Source organism: Sporosarcina sp. FSL K6-6792, assembly GCF_038004885.1.
GTDB classification, from domain to species: Bacteria; Bacillota; Bacilli; order Bacillales_A; family Planococcaceae; genus Sporosarcina; species Sporosarcina psychrophila.
In genome coordinates, this window is record NZ_JBBOSA010000001.1 from 2634961 (window position 1) to 2654475 (window position 19515).

The 19515-nt window shown below is 41.0% G+C and carries 24 protein-coding genes; 5 read left to right on the forward strand and 19 right to left on the reverse strand.

The window, feature by feature from the left end; translation table 11 throughout:
• Positions 1-144: 144 nt before the first annotated feature.
• Positions 145-1002 (forward strand): YitT family protein, encoded by an 858-nt coding sequence (locus MKZ26_RS12840; protein WP_067205014.1) that lies wholly within the window; start codon positions 145-147, stop codon positions 1000-1002.
• A gap of 192 nt (positions 1003-1194) precedes the next feature.
• Here MKZ26_RS12840 and MKZ26_RS12845 read toward each other — a convergent pair whose 3' ends face one another.
• The 19 genes from MKZ26_RS12845 to MKZ26_RS12935 all read right to left on the reverse strand — a co-directional run bounded on the left by MKZ26_RS12845 (position 1195) and on the right by MKZ26_RS12935 (position 16751).
• On the reverse strand, positions 1195-1809 hold the full coding sequence (locus tag MKZ26_RS12845; RefSeq protein WP_340766426.1) for a TerD family protein: 615 nt from the start codon (positions 1807-1809) through the stop codon (positions 1195-1197).
• Between the two features lie 14 nt (positions 1810-1823).
• Entirely contained in the window at positions 1824-2894 is a 1071-nt protein-coding gene (locus MKZ26_RS12850; RefSeq protein WP_340766427.1) for a toxic anion resistance protein, read from the reverse strand.
• A 5-nt stretch (positions 2895-2899) separates the two neighbouring features.
• Positions 2900-4528, reverse strand: coding sequence for a YceG family protein (locus MKZ26_RS12855; protein ID WP_340766428.1), 1629 nt, complete (start codon positions 4526-4528; stop codon positions 2900-2902).
• 60 nt (positions 4529-4588) lie between these two features.
• Complete coding sequence (locus tag MKZ26_RS12860; protein WP_340766429.1) at positions 4589-5392, reverse strand: hypothetical protein; 804 nt, start codon at positions 5390-5392, stop codon at positions 4589-4591.
• The gene (locus MKZ26_RS12865) at positions 5389-6501 is read right to left on the reverse strand and encodes a cysteine protease StiP family protein (RefSeq protein WP_340766430.1); all 1113 of its coding nucleotides are present in this window, start codon (positions 6499-6501) and stop codon (positions 5389-5391) included. Before MKZ26_RS12865 ends, MKZ26_RS12860 begins: the two co-directional genes overlap by 4 nt.
• A gap of 16 nt (positions 6502-6517) precedes the next feature.
• Complete coding sequence (locus MKZ26_RS12870; protein ID WP_340766431.1) at positions 6518-7894, reverse strand: phosphoribosyltransferase family protein; 1377 nt, start codon at positions 7892-7894, stop codon at positions 6518-6520.
• Positions 7857-9044 (reverse strand): HpcH/HpaI aldolase/citrate lyase family protein, encoded by a 1188-nt coding sequence (locus MKZ26_RS12875; RefSeq protein WP_340766432.1) that lies wholly within the window; start codon positions 9042-9044, stop codon positions 7857-7859. Before MKZ26_RS12875 ends, MKZ26_RS12870 begins: the two co-directional genes overlap by 38 nt.
• A gap of 69 nt (positions 9045-9113) precedes the next feature.
• Complete coding sequence (locus MKZ26_RS12880; protein ID WP_340766433.1) at positions 9114-9869, reverse strand: TerC family protein; 756 nt, start codon at positions 9867-9869, stop codon at positions 9114-9116.
• Between the two features lie 57 nt (positions 9870-9926).
• On the reverse strand, positions 9927-10505 hold the full coding sequence (locus tag MKZ26_RS12885; protein WP_340766434.1) for a TerD family protein: 579 nt from the start codon (positions 10503-10505) through the stop codon (positions 9927-9929).
• A gap of 214 nt (positions 10506-10719) precedes the next feature.
• Positions 10720-11298: a TerD family protein gene (locus tag MKZ26_RS12890; protein WP_340766435.1), complete on the reverse strand. Its 579-nt coding sequence runs from the start codon at positions 11296-11298 to the stop codon at positions 10720-10722.
• 31 nt (positions 11299-11329) lie between these two features.
• Entirely contained in the window at positions 11330-11947 is a 618-nt protein-coding gene (locus tag MKZ26_RS12895) for a TerD family protein (protein ID WP_340766436.1), read from the reverse strand.
• 374 nt (positions 11948-12321) lie between these two features.
• Positions 12322-12702, reverse strand: coding sequence for a hypothetical protein (locus MKZ26_RS12900; RefSeq protein ID WP_067204984.1), 381 nt, complete (start codon positions 12700-12702; stop codon positions 12322-12324).
• 139 nt (positions 12703-12841) lie between these two features.
• Positions 12842-13297: a GNAT family N-acetyltransferase gene (locus tag MKZ26_RS12905; RefSeq protein WP_340766437.1), complete on the reverse strand. Its 456-nt coding sequence runs from the start codon at positions 13295-13297 to the stop codon at positions 12842-12844.
• Complete coding sequence (locus MKZ26_RS12910) at positions 13269-13787, reverse strand: NUDIX hydrolase (protein WP_340766438.1); 519 nt, start codon at positions 13785-13787, stop codon at positions 13269-13271. The genes MKZ26_RS12905 and MKZ26_RS12910 overlap by 29 nt, the downstream gene beginning before the upstream one ends.
• Positions 13784-14509 carry a nucleotidyltransferase domain-containing protein gene (locus tag MKZ26_RS12915; RefSeq protein WP_340766439.1) on the reverse strand — a complete coding sequence of 242 codons (726 nt, stop codon included), beginning with the start codon at positions 14507-14509 and terminating at the stop codon, positions 13784-13786. The genes MKZ26_RS12910 and MKZ26_RS12915 overlap by 4 nt, the downstream gene beginning before the upstream one ends.
• 24 nt (positions 14510-14533) lie before the next feature.
• Positions 14534-15079 (reverse strand): GNAT family N-acetyltransferase, encoded by a 546-nt coding sequence (locus MKZ26_RS12920; protein WP_340766440.1) that lies wholly within the window; start codon positions 15077-15079, stop codon positions 14534-14536.
• Between the two features lie 30 nt (positions 15080-15109).
• Positions 15110-15346, reverse strand: coding sequence for a DUF3977 family protein (locus tag MKZ26_RS12925; RefSeq protein ID WP_340766441.1), 237 nt, complete (start codon positions 15344-15346; stop codon positions 15110-15112).
• Positions 15333-15881, reverse strand: coding sequence for a GrpB family protein (locus MKZ26_RS12930; protein ID WP_340766442.1), 549 nt, complete (start codon positions 15879-15881; stop codon positions 15333-15335). Before MKZ26_RS12930 ends, MKZ26_RS12925 begins: the two co-directional genes overlap by 14 nt.
• A 57-nt stretch (positions 15882-15938) precedes the next feature.
• Positions 15939-16751, reverse strand: coding sequence for a VanW family protein (locus MKZ26_RS12935; RefSeq protein ID WP_340766443.1), 813 nt, complete (start codon positions 16749-16751; stop codon positions 15939-15941).
• 197 nt (positions 16752-16948) lie between these two features.
• Between MKZ26_RS12935 and MKZ26_RS12940 the strand changes: the two genes are divergently transcribed.
• The 4 genes from MKZ26_RS12940 to MKZ26_RS12955 are packed head-to-tail and all read left to right on the forward strand — an operon-like array spanning position 16949 to position 19350.
• Positions 16949-17668 (forward strand): ABC transporter ATP-binding protein, encoded by a 720-nt coding sequence (locus MKZ26_RS12940; protein ID WP_340766444.1) that lies wholly within the window; start codon positions 16949-16951, stop codon positions 17666-17668.
• Positions 17669-17680: 12 nt separating this feature from the next.
• Positions 17681-18424, forward strand: coding sequence for an ABC transporter permease (locus tag MKZ26_RS12945; protein WP_340766445.1), 744 nt, complete (start codon positions 17681-17683; stop codon positions 18422-18424).
• A 60-nt stretch (positions 18425-18484) separates the two neighbouring features.
• Complete coding sequence (locus MKZ26_RS12950; RefSeq protein WP_340766447.1) at positions 18485-18943, forward strand: LytTR family DNA-binding domain-containing protein; 459 nt, start codon at positions 18485-18487, stop codon at positions 18941-18943.
• Positions 18940-19350, forward strand: coding sequence for a DUF3021 domain-containing protein (locus MKZ26_RS12955; RefSeq protein ID WP_067204957.1), 411 nt, complete (start codon positions 18940-18942; stop codon positions 19348-19350). The genes MKZ26_RS12950 and MKZ26_RS12955 overlap by 4 nt, the downstream gene beginning before the upstream one ends.
• Positions 19351-19515: the final 165 nt, after the last annotated feature.

Here is a 19515-nt window from a genome sequence, read left to right on the forward strand (position 1 = left end):
TCCCCACTCTCATCAAACACAACATAAATTCCCTCCAACAGGAATTTCATTAAACGTTTAAGGGTACCATTTCTATATATGGTTCGTTACAATGGAAGTTCTAACAAGTTATTTCATCTTTATTGAAAACAACAGGAGGTTGTCATGTTTTTCTTAGAAGCAAAACGCATTATTGTCGTTATCTTTGGTTCCTTGTTACTTGCAATCTCGCTTAACTTCTTTTTAATCAATGCAAATGTCTATGCCAGCGGATTTGCGGGGGCCGCGCAACTGACATCTAGTGTATTAAATGATTTCATCGGCGTTGAGATTAGTACAGGAATATTATTGTTACTATTCAATATTCCCGTCTTTATATTAGGATGGTACAAAGTAGGTAAAGGATTTACCATCTATAGCATCGTTTCCGTTATCTTTGTTACAATTTTCTTAGAACTATTACCTGTCCTATCTCTATCAAACGATATTATTCTAAATGCAGTGTTTGGCGGTGTAATTGCAGGAGTAGGCGTTGGGATTTCGATGAAACTTGGGGCATCTACAGGCGGAATGGATATTATCGCTATGGTCCTATCACGCTTACAAGATAAGCCTATTGGAACCTATTTTTTACTGCTGAACGGTATCATAATCGTCTTGGCAGGTTTTCTGTATGAACCGGAAAACGCATTATATACGATGTTAGCGTTGTATGTAACTACAGTTGTGATTGACGCACTCCATACACGTCACGAAAAAGTGACCGCCATGATTGTTACACAAAAAGCAGACGAATTACAGCATGCGATTCATCAGAAAATGGTACGTGGCATAACGATTCTTCCCGCAAAAGGCGCGTATTCAAAAGAGGATAAGCATATGCTTTATCTTGTGATCACTCGTTATGAATTATATGATTTGGAAAAAATAATTAACGAAATAGATCCAAATGCGTTTACGAATATTGTTCAAACTGCTGGTGTTTACGGATTCTTTAGACGTGAAGGCGATCAAGTTAAATAAACCTATAACACTGAATTCCAAATAAGTTGAAATAAAGATTCCCTTCAACACTGCTACGGCGCTCGGGGATGCCTCCCCCCCCCCTTGTAAGGCGCCTTCGCTCAGTTAACATAGGTCATTTGTTCAACATATACAGTACTAAAAATGACCAGACATCAATTGATGTCTGGTCATTTTTAGTAGATACCGATTTTACTTCGAACCAGCTTGCCAACTCATTCCCCATCCATAAGCCTGGTCCATCTTGGCATGCCCTGGAAAATAGTCGACAAGTCTTTTGACGCTAAACGTCTCGTTTTGTACATTTTCAATCATTGCAATTGCGCACATAATTTGCCCGTTACGATGCTCATCAAGCTTGACGACAATATCTTCTCCACCGCCGTATGTCAACTTGACGATCCCGCCCGCTTCTGACCAATTTGCAGCGCCCTCATAAATGAATGCATACACAAGCACGCGTTTAATATCTTTAATACGGGAACCGTTGATACGTAGATTTTCTCCGCCTGTCGAAGCCCCCGTACGATCGTCATGGTCAAGCTGAATATATGGACCATCTTTCAACGAACCAAAAGCATTACCTAGTGCCTGAACACAGCCCTTTTCTCCCGAATTCAATTCATACAGGCAACCAAGATCTAAATCAAAGTTTTTCTGTCCGCCACCAAACAGCGAGGATAGGAATCCGCCACTTTTAGCCGCTTTGGTATTTTGATTCCAGTTCAAGTTAACTAGAATCTCACCTACATCATTTCCTTTTTTCGTTAAATTTATGGACTGCCCTTTTTTCTTCAGTTCGATCATATCAGTTCCTCCAGTCACTTACCGAAATTTTTCATACTGTCCTGTAGCTGTGCAATCCGTTTCAAACCATCTTCCCTTGTACGTTTGTTTTCATCTTCAATAGCTCTCGTTTCCTCAAGCCCTTTCACGATTGTGCTCCAACTTTCTTCAATCGTTTCAATTTTAATACTCGGACCACCTGCAGTACGGGCAATTTCCACACTTTGTCTAGCGATATTCTGCGAGTTTTTTAGTAGCATTTCATTGGTCCTTTTATCAAGTTCGTCCATAGAATCCGCTACAAGTTTTTGACGTTTCGCAGCAACTGCTTGGATAATGCCGTTTTTAAATATTGGAATCGTTGTAATGAATGCCGAATTGATCTTCCCAATAAGTTTCGTGTTTCCGCGTTGTAGGACCCGGAGCTGGGGTGCTGTCTGCAACGCGACCATTCTCGCCATTTCAAGGTCATAGACCCGCTCTTCAAGCGACTGTATCGCATTATTCATAGTATCTAATTCCATCTGCGCTAATTGATCGCCGCCTGCTGATCTTTGTTCAAGACCTGGAACGAGCGCCCGCAGCTCTTCAGCTTTAATCTGCCCAGCTACAACATACTTTTCAAGTGCCATGTAATAGTTATAGTTTTGGTCATACATTTCGTCCATATTGGTCGTTGAACGAATCATTTCGTCTTTATACTTTGAAATTTCGATGTGTATGCCTTCGATTTCCTTGCCGAGCGTTTGGTATTTGCCGAACACTTTTTCAATTAATTTATCTCCACGCTTGAAAAACTTGCCCAAAAAACCTTTTGGCTCGTCAAAGTCATTTTTATCGAATTTATCCATCGTTTTCCCAAGTTGTTTCAACATCTCGCCTGAATCAGTTACACTCGATGAACGCATGGAAGCCAATATGCGATCAGCAAAAGTAGAAATTTCAACGGCCGGTTCTTTCCCAAATTCTAATAATCCGGTCTGGTTTCTAGTATCGATTGACCGGACTAAGTTTTGGACCTCTGGATCCTGTCGTAACTGTAAGCGGAGTGCTTCCGCCTTATTTTCCGTCAATACTTCTACTTCATAATTCTTTGTTTCTTCCATGCCAATCAATCCCTTCCGTTAAAAAGTCGATTTAAAAAACCGCTTACAATTGATGCATCCTTTTTGTTCTCCTGAAAGGAAAGATCGAAAACCATGTCTTCCAGCATATGATGATCAAAATACTCTTTCCCTATGAAGTGTTCCAAATCATTGTGACCGGGTGGATTGTATAGGATGATATCAAGTCCAATTTCATTCAACAGTAACAACAGTGCTGCATCTGCCCTGGACAAAATACCATTAATTTCATTGTTATATAAAATCACTTTTGGAACCTCTTGCGCATAATCAAACGTTTGCAAAAGATTGATCAATTCTTCCGGGATGGAAGTTGCCTGTGTGAACAAATAGAGAGAGACTTGTTCCGGTGTTTCCCCCGGCTGTGCCTTCATTTTCGAATGGGCGCAAATCCTTGAAATGGCCGCCGCGAGTCCTAGCTGAGCACCGTCATGTAGTTGACCGTACTGCCACCAGTTGCTTTGCATCATTTTTTCCGGGACCAAACGACCATCTTTGCCAAGTGCATGCTGGTAATGATATTGGTTATTCGCTTTCGTTTCTTGTATGAATGGGAATTTTTTCACTACTACACAATTCGGTTGGCTAGTGAGTCGATGCATTTTATCCCAATATTCTTTTCGGCTGGTTGAAACGCCGGAAACTTTCGCGAACAATGCGGGTATTTTCACTTCATCTCCATTGGCGGAGAAACTTGGTCGTATAAATGCCTTTTCTTTCGCCAATAGAAAAATCTCGTCATATGTCGTTTTTAATGTAACTGCCACGGGGAGATGGTTGCGGAATTGCCATGGCTTATAATAAGCAGAACCTTCATGGTGAAGTACGTGATCGATTTCTTTCGAAGCACGGTATGCGACTGTCCCTTGTCGTTTCGGTTCTTCTTGCGGGAAAGGTTGGATTTTCATAGTGGTCGGATATTCCGTCAAGAAGGACCAGTTGTTGTCAGGATCAAGCTCTTTAAAATCGTCTTTTCCTTCCGGATGAAGAATGACAACATCCATTCCCAATAAGATTGTATAGAACAGAAAATACATCTGACTTTTGTTCATATCGCCATACCAAATAATGTGCGGGATATCCTTGTCAATTGGTGTTTCCTTCACCCATGGATCAATATGATTCCACGTCCATTTGATGATATCAAGAAAAACTCGTCGGAATTCCGGATGATTAAATGCTCCCGTATGATTTTTCTTGAATAGTTCAAACACCTCAATGAGTGCTGATCGGATTAATCTATTGAAATGAGGGTCTTCACCGTATTTTGGAAGCAATTGTGCCCCCTCCAAAAAGGCTACAAAGCGGTTAGTCGATAGCTTCGGTTTTTCTTGCATAAGATCATAAATTCGCTGGATCGATTGAAAGCGTTCCGGCGGCATCCTCTTATCAAGTGTTTCAGATAATACATACACACCCGGAGCCTGACTCGCTGTGTATAATTCAATCATATATTCTGTTTCATCGAAACCTGATCCGACAATACGTGTAGCAATCTGACTGTATTGTATACGTTCTTCTCCCAATTGATAATCAGGGCGGGTAGCAATTGGCTTGCTGAGTTCGGTTGCCCAATTCGAGTATTCAACCTTCTTAAGTATCAGTTTCCTTATCATCTTCACTCCCCCCAATCACCTATTTTTTTGCGTCAATGGAAGGGGCGTAGTCCGATATCGTCAACGGATTCCAGGAGTTAATTGGAGACGCTTCGAAAGAATGGCTTCAATGATTTCCTCCGATGCCAAAATCCCTGTTTTTTGTGTCAGTCCTAGATGACCAAATTTAGCTGCCGCTTCCCCGTGCCGTGGTATCAGACCAAACTCCGCCTGTTCAATCAAGCAGACATCCAAATTGGAATCCCCTGCCGTATAAACCGTTTGCTTTCCTTCTTTTTTTGCGACATAGTTCACCGCATCCCATTTATTTATAAATGTTGGAATGAAGTATACCTTTCTGCCTTGAATCGAAAAGGCCCAACCATGTGCTGCCGCCCACTGTGAATAATGGTTGATCCACTCTGCTGATAACGGTGGTTCTATAATTAAGTAGACGAAAAATCGCTCTACTACACGAATTGATTTCAACCACGATGCATCTGCAGTCTCTTCTATTTTCCGCTTCACATCATCCACTGAAGCGGTACTTCCATCTATTTTAGTACGGATATAGTCCTGCCAGTGCGTATCTATATGTCCATCTTTCAGCACAACGCCGCCATTACAAGTAATCGCGTATGTAGGACGTATTTCTTCATGAAATAGCGAGACTCGATTATACTGTTCAATTGTTCTTGTCGTTACGGGAACAAACATCATCTCATCAGAAAGTTTACGTAATAGTGCAATCGCTTTTTCTGTCATGAATGAAATTTCTCTTCCATTATATACCTCAACATTACGAACAGATACATTCAAGGTTTCCTCGCCAAAGCGCCGTTTCGAATAAATTAGTGTTCCATCTAAATCGCTTGCGAACATCATAATTTTCTCTCCAATGGTTTGATAAGTCCACAACAAGTATAAGTCATCTGTTCATAAAGCTCCACAAGTATACCTCTTTCCTTTGCCAGTTGAAAAATGTGCTTAAGCCGCACATCGTTTAAATCCTTAACTAATATCTTCCATGGTAGACGACGTAAAAGAACACGTGTCGTCTCTCCGACACCAGGTTTGATGAGATTCACATTTTCAATGCCGTAATGCTCCTGAATCGATGCGATTGTTTTCATTCCCTGCCATGTCGGGGTCATATCTGATTTCTTTAAAGACGTTTTTGTCTCTTCAATTAACATCGCTGCCGCTTCAAATTCTGCCGTAATGACATCAATATGATAATTTGATACATCTTTATCCTGAAGTTCCGAATAGAATTTCGCTCCGTGGAAATCCGTTGCCCCTATCCAGTGGCTGTTCAGAACCGTGCGGCTGACCAATCCTGATACTGTTGAATTCAAACAGGCACTTGGTATTAGAAAGTCCTCCCGCGTCCCGTATAAGGAAGCACAGTGACCGGGATCCGCCAATACAACAAGTTCGTCGTCTAGCATGATGCCATATTTCTCTTTAAATGACTTGACAGACTTTGTCAGCTCTATAGAAATCGCGCCTTTACCAGTCCAACCGTCAACAAAAACGATGCGCTTGTCAGGATGTTGACGTGTAATATAAAGTATTGCATTTTCATCGATGCCGCGTCCTCGAATGATTGAAACGCTATAATGTGGTAAATTTGCTCCATATACCGCATTTATATAACGTTTCATCAAGATACCGATCGGTGTACCTGCCCTCGCCAGGGAAACAAGAACAAGGTCCTTCCCTTTTTTCTCAATGAGGAGTTCCGAAACCGCTCCGACCGCTGTTGCTACTTTTCTTTTTGAAGTATGAAGTGACTCGTGAAAAAGAGTTAAGTAGGCCTCTGTTGGCTCGTATTCAATAGGAAGCATTTCCGAATAATGGGTGCCGCCTTGAATAGCCTCTTCCCGTTCAATCAGACTTTTTTCAAGACTCGCATCTGACAGATCTTTCAATAGAAAAATGACATCTTCAGATGAATAACTACCAGTCAGTTTTTTAGTCATTTGTTCCATCTACTACTCACACCTTTCAAGTGAAGTCTACAATATAGATTGCAGGTAATCCTTTGAACTGGCGTAATATCGGTTCAAGCCTGTTGTCGTCTATTGGACGTTCAAAAAATAAAAAGACTTCATCGTATTCCATGTCGGATACATTATACGCATAATTCATAGTTGCTGGATCTTCAGGACTTTCAAAAGCCATTCGACTTTTTATCGGATAGCCTTCTCGGTCAATTGGGAATATCGGGCTTCTCGTCGTTGAATGATAAGATACGCCCTCACCCATGTAAACAGCCGTTTTCATCGGGATATGCATGAATTCCCCAGAACCTAAACATAATGTTCTTTTTCCTGTCCGATAGTTCCGCAAATAGTCTCCCACACGCTGACAATATGCCTCAACATCCTGCTTGTTGTCCGACGAGATACCGAATCTCCCAGTCAGAGCCATATAATTTGAAGCATTTTTAAATCCAATAGAATCAATTGAAGCATACGTATAGTGAGGTAGAGGGACAGGTAATGACTTCAGACTGATTCTCTCAAAACTAGGAACTTCAACTACCAATTCGCTACTAACATTGGCCTCTTCAGCCAAACCAGGTGTACCTTCTACTTGGATTGTTCCCGTTAATAATGCATACGTTGTGATGCGCACATCATGCAATTTTTCAAATGCCTTCAATCGTTGCTGATCTTCTACACTTCGCCAGTCCAACAGGGATAATATTGTATATTCCTTACGTGGAAAACGCTTTTGAATAGAAGCAATGATATTCAATGCTGTCTTGCCTGTTGTAATTTCATCGTCCACCAGACAAATCGAGTGGTCATTATTCAAATACTGTTCCGGTGCATAGCAACGCTGATCTGTTGCATGGGAATGCTCTTCTTCAAAGTAGAGCGTCACCTCTTCATCAGCAAGCACTTCTCTTGTTGAATGAATGTAGGTGGCATCCGAAAAACAGTCAAAAACGCCGTGACCGAGGGATGTTGCCGTTTCCGCAAAACCGATGAACACAATCGGCTCATCAAGTTGACAGTGGAGTTGTTGTACAATCGAATATGCTGCTTGCAAGTTTTTAGTGGAACCGTCCTTAACTGCTTCGATGAGCTGTTCTTTTCCAGGTATTTGTTTAGTTGTCTTACCTTCATAATAAACAGAAGCAAGCAATGCTGATGCAATCAAGGGCAGTTGAGGTGGAATAGAGATGTGCTTCCCGAGCACTTTACTGACGAATAAAAAAGAACGTTTTTTGTTAATTCTTGCGGCCATCTCATATAAACTTTCAACTGAAAGCTCGTATGGATTTTTTTCAATTTGTACATGTACTTGCATAGTGTCACGTACTTGATGCTTATATTTACTCGGATAATAAATCGATGAATGTGATGTTTTCATTGTACACCCCGTATATATCAGACTTAATTAACACTTTTTGTGCCCAGTATAAGTGGGGCTTAATCTCATTCATTTTGTTCATAAATTCGCTTTTGAATACCCCTTTTTCACCTGTCGCCTGCTGGAATATACTAAGCGCGTCCACATATTCTTCCTTAGTAACAACATGTAATGCTTGAACAGGCAATAGGTGAGATGGATGAATGATTGTTTTCCCAACTAACCCGTTCGCTCTATCTAGCAATGTTTCCTGAATTAATCCGTCAAAATCTTTCCGTATCAATTCTTTTCTAAGAAGAAGCCCCTCTGAACCTGAACTTTCTTGAAATGGCGTTTCACGCAGTTGTGGTTTTAAGATACGACCGTTTGATGAGAAATGTTCCCATACCGGACCCGATACTACGAAACCGTCATGTTGCCTTGCAAATATATTGACGACATCCGTAATTAGCTCATTGACAATGGAAATCTCATAGACAGTCGTCTCACTATCCCTCCTCAACCCGTAAAGCCCACATAAATCCGTAGCACCAATCCGGATATTCAGAATGAAGTCAGCATACCGATCAACGATCTCCTTTAAACTAAGCAACTCTGCCAAGCGACGCTCCTTGTAAAGAACATTCGGCGATTCAAGAATCGGCATACCATATAAAACTGTATTCGCTTGCTCATTCAACTGTCGCAGACCCGATAAGTAGTCCTCCGCATTATCCGATGCAAACTTAGGAAACACAAAGCCTACGAGGTTCTTCAACGAATCACCGAGTCGCTCCCCTATGTCCAGCATCTGTTGTGCACTTCTTACCCGAACAAAAATAAGTGGAGTCGTTTCTTCCGTAAGTCGACCATCCTGAACTGCAGCACTAATTTGTTGCATATGCGTAACCAGTTTGTTTTCCGCCCGTTCAACTTCATGATCTCCTATTGCATCTTCAAGACAGATGGCTACTGTGACAAGCTCTTTAAATTTGTTGGTAATAATGAGATGGGCTATATCCTCACGGGTTGCTGGCATATACAATAAAGCCCCCAGACTGTATGACAGCCGTTGTTTATCGGTATGCTTCGTAACCGTCTCCGGTTTCCGATAAAATAAATCTTCTATGCCAATAGCAGCTACGTCATTAAAATACCTCAATCTGAGCACCAACCTTATTTATTATTCGATTTAGGGTAAAAGAAAAAAGAAGGGGCTAGCCTTCTTTTTTTCTTTGTATTAAACCATTTTCTTTTTATTCATGTTGTGAACGACGAATGTAGCAAGGAATGTAAGGATTAGAATGATAAAGAATACGTAATGGTGGACTTCAATATGGATAACGCTCAATCCCATTTTAATCGCTATTAACATAATCAGCACATATGCTGACGTTTCAAGTTCTGGTACCTTGTCGATTAACTTCAAAAATACGCCAGCAATTCCACGCATCATCAAGACACCGAGCATTCCTCCAAGAAGAAGTACCCAAATCTGTTCACTGACACCGAAAGCAGCAAGAACACTATCTACTGAAAAGGCGATGTCCATAATCTCTACAGCAGCGATTGTTCCCCAGAATGTACCGAAAAGACGGATTAGAATACCTTCTGTTTTCATCCCTGCAATTTCTTCGTCATTACCTGCCTCTTTAGACTTATCCATAAAGTATTTAATCGCCAACCATGCGAGATAAGCCGCACCTAATGCCTTGACCCACCACAATTTAATGAGGAAAACACCGACCCCAATTGCGATAAAGCGGAAGACATAAGCACCAAGAAGCCCGTAAAACAGAGCCTTTTTTCGTTGTTTTTCTGGTAAATGTTTGACCATGACCGCCAAAACGAGAGCATTATCAGCTGACAATAGCCCCTCAAGTATGATGAGGGTACCGATTAAGCCCCAACTGACCGGATCCGATAATACTTCCACCCACATACCCCAATCAAAAAAAGCGGCATATGTATCGATTATTCCATTAAGTATCTCCATTAGTTCCTCCTGATAATAAAACAATAAAAGACTCCGACCTTTTATCAGCCCGTAAATTTATACTTCTAAACCATAATTTCGACAAAGTGCCCCTAGTCCTCCGGAGAATCCGCTACCGATCGCATTGAATTTCCAATCGTTACCGTGCCTGTACAGTTCACAAAAAACAACTGCGGTTTCAATAGAGAAATCCTCTCCTAAATCGAAACGTAGGACCTCTTCTCCAGTCGCTTCATCCGATAATCGAACAAAGGCATTTGATACCTGACCAAAGTTTTGGCTTCGTGCTTCTGCATCGTGAATCGTAACCGTAATACCAATGCGGTCAACGTACGCAGGGATTTTAGGGAAATCAACGATTACTTGCTCGTCATCCCCATCTCCTTCGCCCGTTCGGTTATCGCCCGTATGTAGAAGAGCGCCACTCGGATGCTTAAGATTATTATAGAAAATGAAGTCATGATCATTCTGGCAACGATTGCTTGCATCGACAAGAAACGCCGATGCATCGAGGTCAAACTCCTGTCCGCCAGAGTATTTATTCGTATCCCAACCTAGTCCGATAACGCCTCTTACAAGGCCGGGATTTGTCTTCGTCAAATCGATTTTTTGACCTTTTGATAATGTAATCGCCATCTGAATCACTCCTGTTTATCATGATTAGAACGTAGATCTTTCATAACGATATAGATTGAATAGGTGATTGCATTCAACAACGTTGCAGCGCTTAAGGGATGCAACCAGTCTTACGGCTTCGGCTCCCCCGTAAAACGCCTAGCTGAAGTATCAATTACCTACCCCGATGTCAGTAGCTGGCACTGGATACAACCTATATTGTTACATCAATTAGTTAAGCTTGTAGTCCATAGTCCTTTACAAGTGAAGCAAGTCCACCCTGATAGCCACTGCCAATCGCATTGAACTTCCACTCGCTACCGTGTCTGTATAGTTCTCCTACGACAACAGCCGTTTCAATAGAGAAGTCTTCACCAAGGTCATAGCGGATTAGCTCTTCACCATTTGCATCATTGACGATTCGTACATAGCTATTCGAAACTTGCCCGAAGTTCTGGCTACGTTGTTCTGCATCATGAATTGTAATCGTGAACGCAATTCTTTCAACTGTAGTTGGTACATTCATAAGAGCGACTTTGACTTGCTCATCGTCTCCATCACCTTCACCAGTCAAGTTATCACCAGTATGAACGACAGAACCATTTCCACCCTCAAGATTGTTGAAGAAAACGAAATCCTTTTCGTCTGCACATACACCCGCTGCATTTAATAAGAATATAGACGAATCTAGATCGAAATCTTTTCCACCGTCATATTTATTCGTATCCCAGCCAACACCAACCGTAATATTCGTTAATCCCGGGTTACTTTTCGTCAAATCTACTTTTTGTCCTTTACTCAATGAAATAGCCATTTATGTCATCCTCTTTTCTGTTTTTTATAGTTTATGAGTACCTTTTAACCATTTCGCCAAGACCTGCATCTGATGATCCTGATCCAACAGCGCCGAATTTCCATTCACTGCCGTGACGATAAATTTCTCCAACAGTTAAACTAGTTGAACCTGCATAGTTTTCGGACAGGTTGAATTTAAGTAATTCCTCATTGTTCGCTGAATTCATGACTCGGATAAACGCATTTTCTACTTGGCCGAAGTCCTGCTTACGTTTTACACAATCGTAAATATTAACAACGAATACAAGTTTGTTAACGTTTGCGGGTACCTTTTTCAAGTCAACAATCACTTGCTCGTCGTCTCCGTCGCCTTCTCCAGTGATATTATCGCCTGTATGCGTTACGCTACCACATTTACTTTTCAAATTCCCAAAATAAATCAAGTTGTCATTGCTTGCAAACTTATCGTCTTGAAGCATGATAACAGAAGCGTCGATATCCATATTTGAAGCACTACTACCACCACCACCGAAAAGTCCGCCGAGTAATCCGCCAGCCTTTTTCTGACTCTGAATTGGGTCCCAACCGAGCCCTACAGTAATTTTCTCAAGACCTGGATGACCTTTTGTTAAATCAATTTTTTGACCCTTTTGTAAAATAATCGCCAAACCAATCACTCCTTTACATTTTAATGAATTTTTTATCTTTTCGTAAAAACACCATCATTATATATTTTACTACATCTGATACCGAACTACCAAAACGATGATTACCTATAGCCTTTTCCACCCTGCAATGCCAAATTCAACTTTCATGAATATTCTAATCGTCATTGGATAATGAATAGTAAACCTCAAAGATGACCTGACGAACCATCCAAATATCTTGGATTCCACAATTCTTGTGTTGACAGCAATATCATATAGCACAGATATTATGCAATAATGACTACTTTCCAGTTCATCACAATCATCTCTTGTTACTAGTACGTACGAACATGCCAAATGGTTTCAAAAAAAAGAAATCCACAGCACTTAAGTTCCTACATCTTCAATGCACTACTCATTTCAAACACATCAAAGACATTTTCCTTAAAAATGAGTGACATGATTTTCCCTTCTTTTTCGTAGAAGTGGATATTCCCTTTTTGTTCATCTTCAAGTTCCGTCCAGCCCCACTTTTTTATTTCCTCCAAGTAGTGCTCCGGCGGTTCTCCCTGCTCCCCGCCAATATCGTTCAACTTGTACTTTGCCGATTTCGAAATTTCCGTCGTACACGCTTCTGGCTTTAGTTCACTCGCATTTTTCGGAACCGGGAAACCATGATTGATAACCGCCATGCGATAGCCCTCTTCTGCGCTATACACATTCGAACAGCCTGCCATCATACCAACAATGAAAAGAAGTATGAGTATCCGCTTCATAGCGTCATCGCCCCTTACAGAAAATTCACAACATATCACTTCTATTTTACTAGATGGATAGTGACTTGTCACGGGACGTATTTGTGACAAAGTAGATGAAATGGCTCATAGCTGTAATCAAGCATAGATTACTTTATGATTATACAATTTCCATCGACAGTCTAATCATATCCCTGCACTGGATACCGTTTTCAATGATCTCTTCCTCGTAGTGATCAACGAAAAAGTCTTTTATAACACCATCGATACGAAACCCAGATTTCTGATAAAAAGCCAATTGACCAATGCTGGAGTTACCCGTTCCAACTTCCAGGAACTTGCAGCCCAACACCTTTGCGGTCTGGATTGCGTCACTCATTAACTTCTTCCCAATCCCGCGACCATGTATACGCTCATCTACAGCTATATTTATAATCTCCATCGTTGTTATACCTAACTTAACTAGCACATAGACACCTACGATTTCGCCTTCCTCTTCAGCAACACGGCACTCCCCATTAGCTATGTACTGCTCTACCTGTTCTCGCGATGGGTCGGCAAGTAGCAAGAGTTCGATAGGTGGGGCTTCATGTTGTAGTAATTTCCTGATTTTCATTTATGCACCTTCCTTGCGCCTCACACATAATTTTTTCATATGTTGCATGCCAACCCTTATAGTATTTGGAGACGTCTTCAGAGGGGATGAAAATTCTTCTGCTTGATTCATACTCCGCTCCAAAAGGATGTAATTCCGTTATGTCCATTTTGTAAAAAACCTGATATCCTATTTTCGGATAAGGACTTTGTTCATTCCACAACGGATTTTCATTATGGTCGATTTCAATCGAACCGAGGAGTACAGAATCTCCTGTTACATAGCCTTCTTCCATCGCCTCGCGTCTAAAGCACACCTCCGCAGTTTCATCGACCTCGATATGACCGCCCGGAAAGTCCCAACCCCGATCATCCAAATCGACCATCAACAGTTGCCCGTCCTTAAAACAGAAGCCATGGACACTCGTGATCAAATCCCTTTCCGGCAAGAGACTGCTTTCCCATGTCAGCTTCAACTTATGGCCTACCCAATCTACATATGTACTTGTCATATACGGTCTCCTTTCCCCATTGAATACCCTTCAAATAGCCTGCCGCCATATGGTTTCAACACTTCATCTGCTAGTGTAATAATTTCATCTTTACTACCCGTTTTATAAAACACATCAAATGCTTGTACAAACGTTCGCGCAAAGTTCTTATCAAATTGATTTAAAGCACGCATAATCCATTTTGACGCACCAATCCATTGAACATTTGTCCGCAAGAAGAATTCATGGATGGCATCGGCAAGTGTATTTGCTATGAAAATTTCTTCCGCGCGATTTGTTGAACCAATTAGATCATCGAGCGCATCCGTTATCATATACCGTTTCATTTCTATCGTTTTTACCGACCATACTGTAGGACCGTTTTTCAATAACTCATTAGCTTCTTCCTTTATTGAAGAAAGAACACCAGAATCGAATAAAATAATCCCTTCTGATACCATTCGCGGCAATGAAGGGCGAGCCCTTTCACAGTCTTCCTTAAAAAACACCTTGTAAGACGTAAAGTTATGAACGAACACTTCGATTGGCCAACCATATTCTATAAGCGATTCACGATACGCCGATTCTATCTTTTCATCAAAAACAACGATATCCAAGTCTGATGTTGCTGTTTCTTCGCCCCTGATAACACTCCCCGCAAGCAATGCAGCTTGGCAATCCGCGAAGTGTTCTGTTATAAACCTTTTTGCGGCTTCGACGGGCTGTAATCTGATACTGTTCATATACTCATCTCTCTCCTTACAATTTCAAGGTCTATATAGTGTATAGTCAATCAACCAACAATCTTTGTACTCCCCTTCATGCAATTCATTTTTCGGGAGCAATTTCACTTTTTCAAACCCGCATTTTTCATAACAACGAATGGCTCGTTCATTCCACGTTTGCGGGTCCATCACAATCCGTTCTGCGCCTTTTTCTTGAATTAAATAAGCCACCATCGCACGGACAAGCTGTGTCCCGACACCTTTATTCCAATAAGTCGATTCACCGATGAACTGATCCATCCCGTAGATTATTTCTGATGAATCACCATAGCCGTAGTTTCGTCTTTCAGCTTCATCAATTTTATAAAACTGAACATAGCCAATTGGTCCCTCATTGAATTCGATTATGCAGCGTGTTGTATCGGCTTCTTCATCGAAAAACTTCTGTTCCACTTTCTTCACATCAAACGGATTATCCCGCCCTTCGTAATACTGCAAAATTTCTGGATCTGAAAGCCATTTGGAAAGGAGGTATTTATCCTTCCATTCCAATTCGCGGATGAGTAGATTTCCTTTTTGAAACAGCATTCCATTCACCTCTTTGCTCGGAATTCAAAATCATTTACTAACCACACCAAAAATCAATTTAAATTTGTTGCGGCTCTTGTTCACCCTTTTAAAACCCTCTCTTATATCCAATATGAAAACAGTTTTAAATATCCACACTCTTATATATATTGAATGAAATTTTAGCGGACCGATGATACCTTTTTCTTCGAATTCAGTACCATCTTCTAACTCTGTTTCCGTCCTCAACAACCACGTGTTCCCAAAACCAAGCTCAACGAATTTCATCAATCTTTCCTTCTTGCAGAAGTACTATCCCATCTACAAAATCCTTTTTACCCTCTGCATAGGAACGCTCATTAGTAGGAAACGCTTCCGCCATTTCCTTCTTCAGTACTTCATATTGTTTTGCGACTTCGGGATGGTCATTTAAATAATCTCGGAAAAATATGTGCTTTTGCCACCAGTCCCCACCATATTCCACAACATGAAGGACATGTGTCTTCGTTAAGTTCTCCAAATTTGAGAACTTGGCAAACACTTCTTTCCCTTCGATCTGAACACGTCCTAAATGGTAAATGTTCGCCTTTTTCAACTTGTGCTTATCAAATTTCTGCGCGTCTCCCATCGACTTAACGCCCACGAGTATATCGAGAAGTGGCTTTGCGGCAATTCCGGCAATTGCGGTGCTACCGATATGTTGGATATCTACTACATGCTCCCCTACCAACGAGTTCAATAGATCTTTTTCCACCTTGAAAAGTTTTTTCCAGTTATTCGTGTGCTCCACTAATTTCACTACGTCTTTATTTAAACCTAACATCCCAAACCCACTCCCAATTTAAGACTTCACTTGTGGGATCAACCGAATATTCCCGCTTCACTTCTCATATGTCAAAAATGGCTCATACATCGTGATCGCGTGGTTTTCTGTGATGAATTCGTCATCGATAAGTTCACCATTCAGGTTGTAAGCTTCTCTATAGATTGTATTATGGCGCACATAACCACCCCATGATTCACGCGTGAAACTGTGGTCTTTTTCGTATACTCTATACGTTCGATTCGCAGCCATAGGCGCACGCCATTCACCAACAAGCAATGTGTCAGTCAAATAAATGAGGAGCTGATATGGCTCGTTCGTTTCGTTCTTTATTTGTAGATCTAGATAGTTATAAGCGCATGTTGCACCACTTCCGAATGGCTGTTTCCGTTTCGAGTCTGGGAATACGTCGTAACTATGGCGATAACGCTCTGTAACTGTGAGCGGCGTGTGAAGTGTCATCCAGTAAATCAGGTTCGACAACTGACATAGGCCCCCACCAACTCCTGTCGTCACTTGCCCATAATGCAAAATCATCCCGTCGACGTAACCTTTGCGCTTCGTCGTACTGCCTATCAAGCGCCAATAGGAAAATGTCTCTCCAGGCTGGAGCATAATTCCGTTCAATCGTTTTGCTGCTATTTTCAAATTCGTAATTTTGTTTGTTTGCAATTCCATCTCTACATCTTTCAATTTGCGGAGCAACGGCGTTCGATGTTTGAAGATGACACGGTTTAACTTCTCCATTGACCGCCTTGTTGCATACTTCTTTCCGTCCATGTACCACTCCGAATACCGCCTCAATCGGTACACTTTCTTCCCGAAGAATATTCGCAACTTGCTGCGCTTTTTTGGTTGCAATGAATTCATCCGCGTCATCCCCTCTTCTACTTATTCTCTTCTCTACCAGCTTTGTCCTTTTAATTTATCGGAAAACCAAATGCATTTCATAGGACGTTTTCTACAAGTCACCTTCCTATTATTGCGGTTCACGGGAATACCGAAGACAGCAAGACCGAGACAACATACACTTTGGTTACAAAGAACTTTCAAACGGAGGGATAGCAATGAATATCATCAACGTTAGCAACTTGAAAAAAGCTTACGGAACAAACGTCGTTTTAAAAGGGTTGGATTTTCAAGCACAAGAAGGTGAAGTAATTGGGGTTATCGGGAAAAACGGGGCGGGCAAATCAACGTTCCTTGAAATTATTATGACCATTAAACAATACGACGCTGGAACAGTCTTCGTTTTCGATGAAGATATTAAAGCACTTTCAATAAACCGGATGGAACAAGTTCGAAAACAAATTTCCGTCGTCCTGCAGCCTACACAGTTCTATCAGACACTGAAAGTCCAAGAGTTACTGCGGTTATTTAAAGCCTATTACAAATCCCCAATTGACATCGAAACAATCATCGCTGACTTTAAGTTACAACCGCATCGAAAAAAGTACTTCGATAAACTTTCTGGAGGATGGAAACAGATTGTAAGCTTAGCCATTGCCTTTTTATCACAACCAAAACTTCTAATTTTAGATGAACCGACAACTGGTCTCGATCCGCATATGCGCAATATTCTTTGGACGTATATTACCGATTGCAACGAGAAAACAGGCGGTACTGTCATTCTGACAACACATAATATGGATGAAATCGAATTGTACTGCGACAAAGTAATGCTTATAGATAATGGTGTGAATGAAATCTACGATACGACAGAAGCTATTTTGGCATCAGGCTATAAATCCATCAATGAATTTTATCTCGAGAAAGTATCCATATAAGGAGGAGAAAATATGTTAGCGACTCAGTTAAAATACGACTTACTCATGTTTTCAAGAGAGTTATTTTACTTAGTTTTCACGATTGTGGTACCGCCTGTTACGTACATTTTCATGGGGCAATTGTTCGGAGACCAAACCTACCCGGGTAACTTAAGTTATGCACAAACATATACACCCTCGTATATTTTACTTATCACGTTCACCACTGTATTTTTCGCTTTCGGGTTTGACCAGGTGACGCATCGTACGACGGGTGTCGAAAAACGAATTAGACTTTCTCCCGTTTCTAAAAATATGCTTCTGCTATCCAGTATTATCCGCTCCATTATCATTACAAGTTTTGGCTACCTGTTCGTTTATGCGATTGGTATGCTCTTGTATGATTTGCAGTTTCACGTACTGAATTTCATCTTGGCCTATGGATTTTTCATCGCACTCAATGCTGCTCTGCTCGTTATCGCATCTGCCATCTACTCTTTTTTCAACGAGATGAAAAGTGCATTAGTGTTCTCCATCGTTATTTTCCAAGTCGTTATCTTTACAGGTGGCTTTGCATTTCCAATCAATATGATGCCGAAATTTATACAAGTTATCGCCGAATTTAATCCGCTCTATCATATGAATAATTTGTTCATTGATGTTTGGAATGAACAGCTTACTTTTGACAACAGTACGCTTATATCCGTCGTCTATATTTCTTGTTTAGTGATTGTCGCATTGTTCGTTCTCCATATTTCTACTAAAAGACGTATTTGACAGACTACCAGGCAATGGTAAATTTAATGTATAGACTATTGCCGATAGGGGTGCATCGCAATGAAAGTATCATTAAACATTGATCGCGATTATGAAGAAACCAAGTTGACGATTGAATGCCCGACATTGGATGATTCCGTACAAGAAATTCTAGATTTTATCAAAGGGCAAGACACAGAATTCCTCGTCGGAAAAGACGGCGATATGCAACATATTTTAAAACCGGCAGAAATCCACTTTTTCCATACAGAAAAAGATAGCGTTATCGCCGTGACTTCTGCTGGCTCATTTAAACTAAAAGAAAAGTTATACGAACTTGAAAAAATTCTTCCGGCGAGTAAATTCATTAGGCTCTCTAAATCTGTCATTGCAAATCTACATGAATTAAGCCGCTTCGAAGCGGCGTTTAATGGAACACTTTGTGTGTATTTTAAATCAGGTACAAAAGAATACGTCTCTCGAACATACGTCAATGCCATTAAAGAATCCTTGAAAATGAATAGGAGGAAAGGCGAATGAAAACCTTTTTATATAGAAGCTTCATCGGTATTCTTTTCGGTGCATTTATTGCAGTCATATTGACGAATTCAGTTGTGCTATTCAGCGGTAAAGATATGCTAGACGGACAATTATTCTTGAAAAACTCACTCGGTTCTATCTTCTGTGGTTGGTTTTTCACAGTCACACCACTCTTTTTTGAAAATACGTCTTTGCGTTTGTCCCAACAGACCGCGTTACATTTCGTTACGGTAGTTATCCTTTACTTCATCCTCGCGTTCGGAATCGGCTGGGTTCCGTTTACTGTGAAAAGCTTTTTACTCGTATTCGGAATGTTCGTTGTCTGCTATTCCATATTTTGGACTTCCTTCTATCTGTATTTCAGAGGGCAGGCGAAGAAGTTGAATGCGGAACTCCAGGAGCTTTGATTTATTACTATTCATTCCTATTCTTTGTGTTATGACCGGCATGGAAGCAGTAATGCTCGATACGATGCACGTTATGACCGCCATGGACGTGGTTATGCTCTCCATGAGGCTGATTATGACCGGCATAGGTTAAATTACAGAAAAACCGTGCCAGTTTGTTACTCG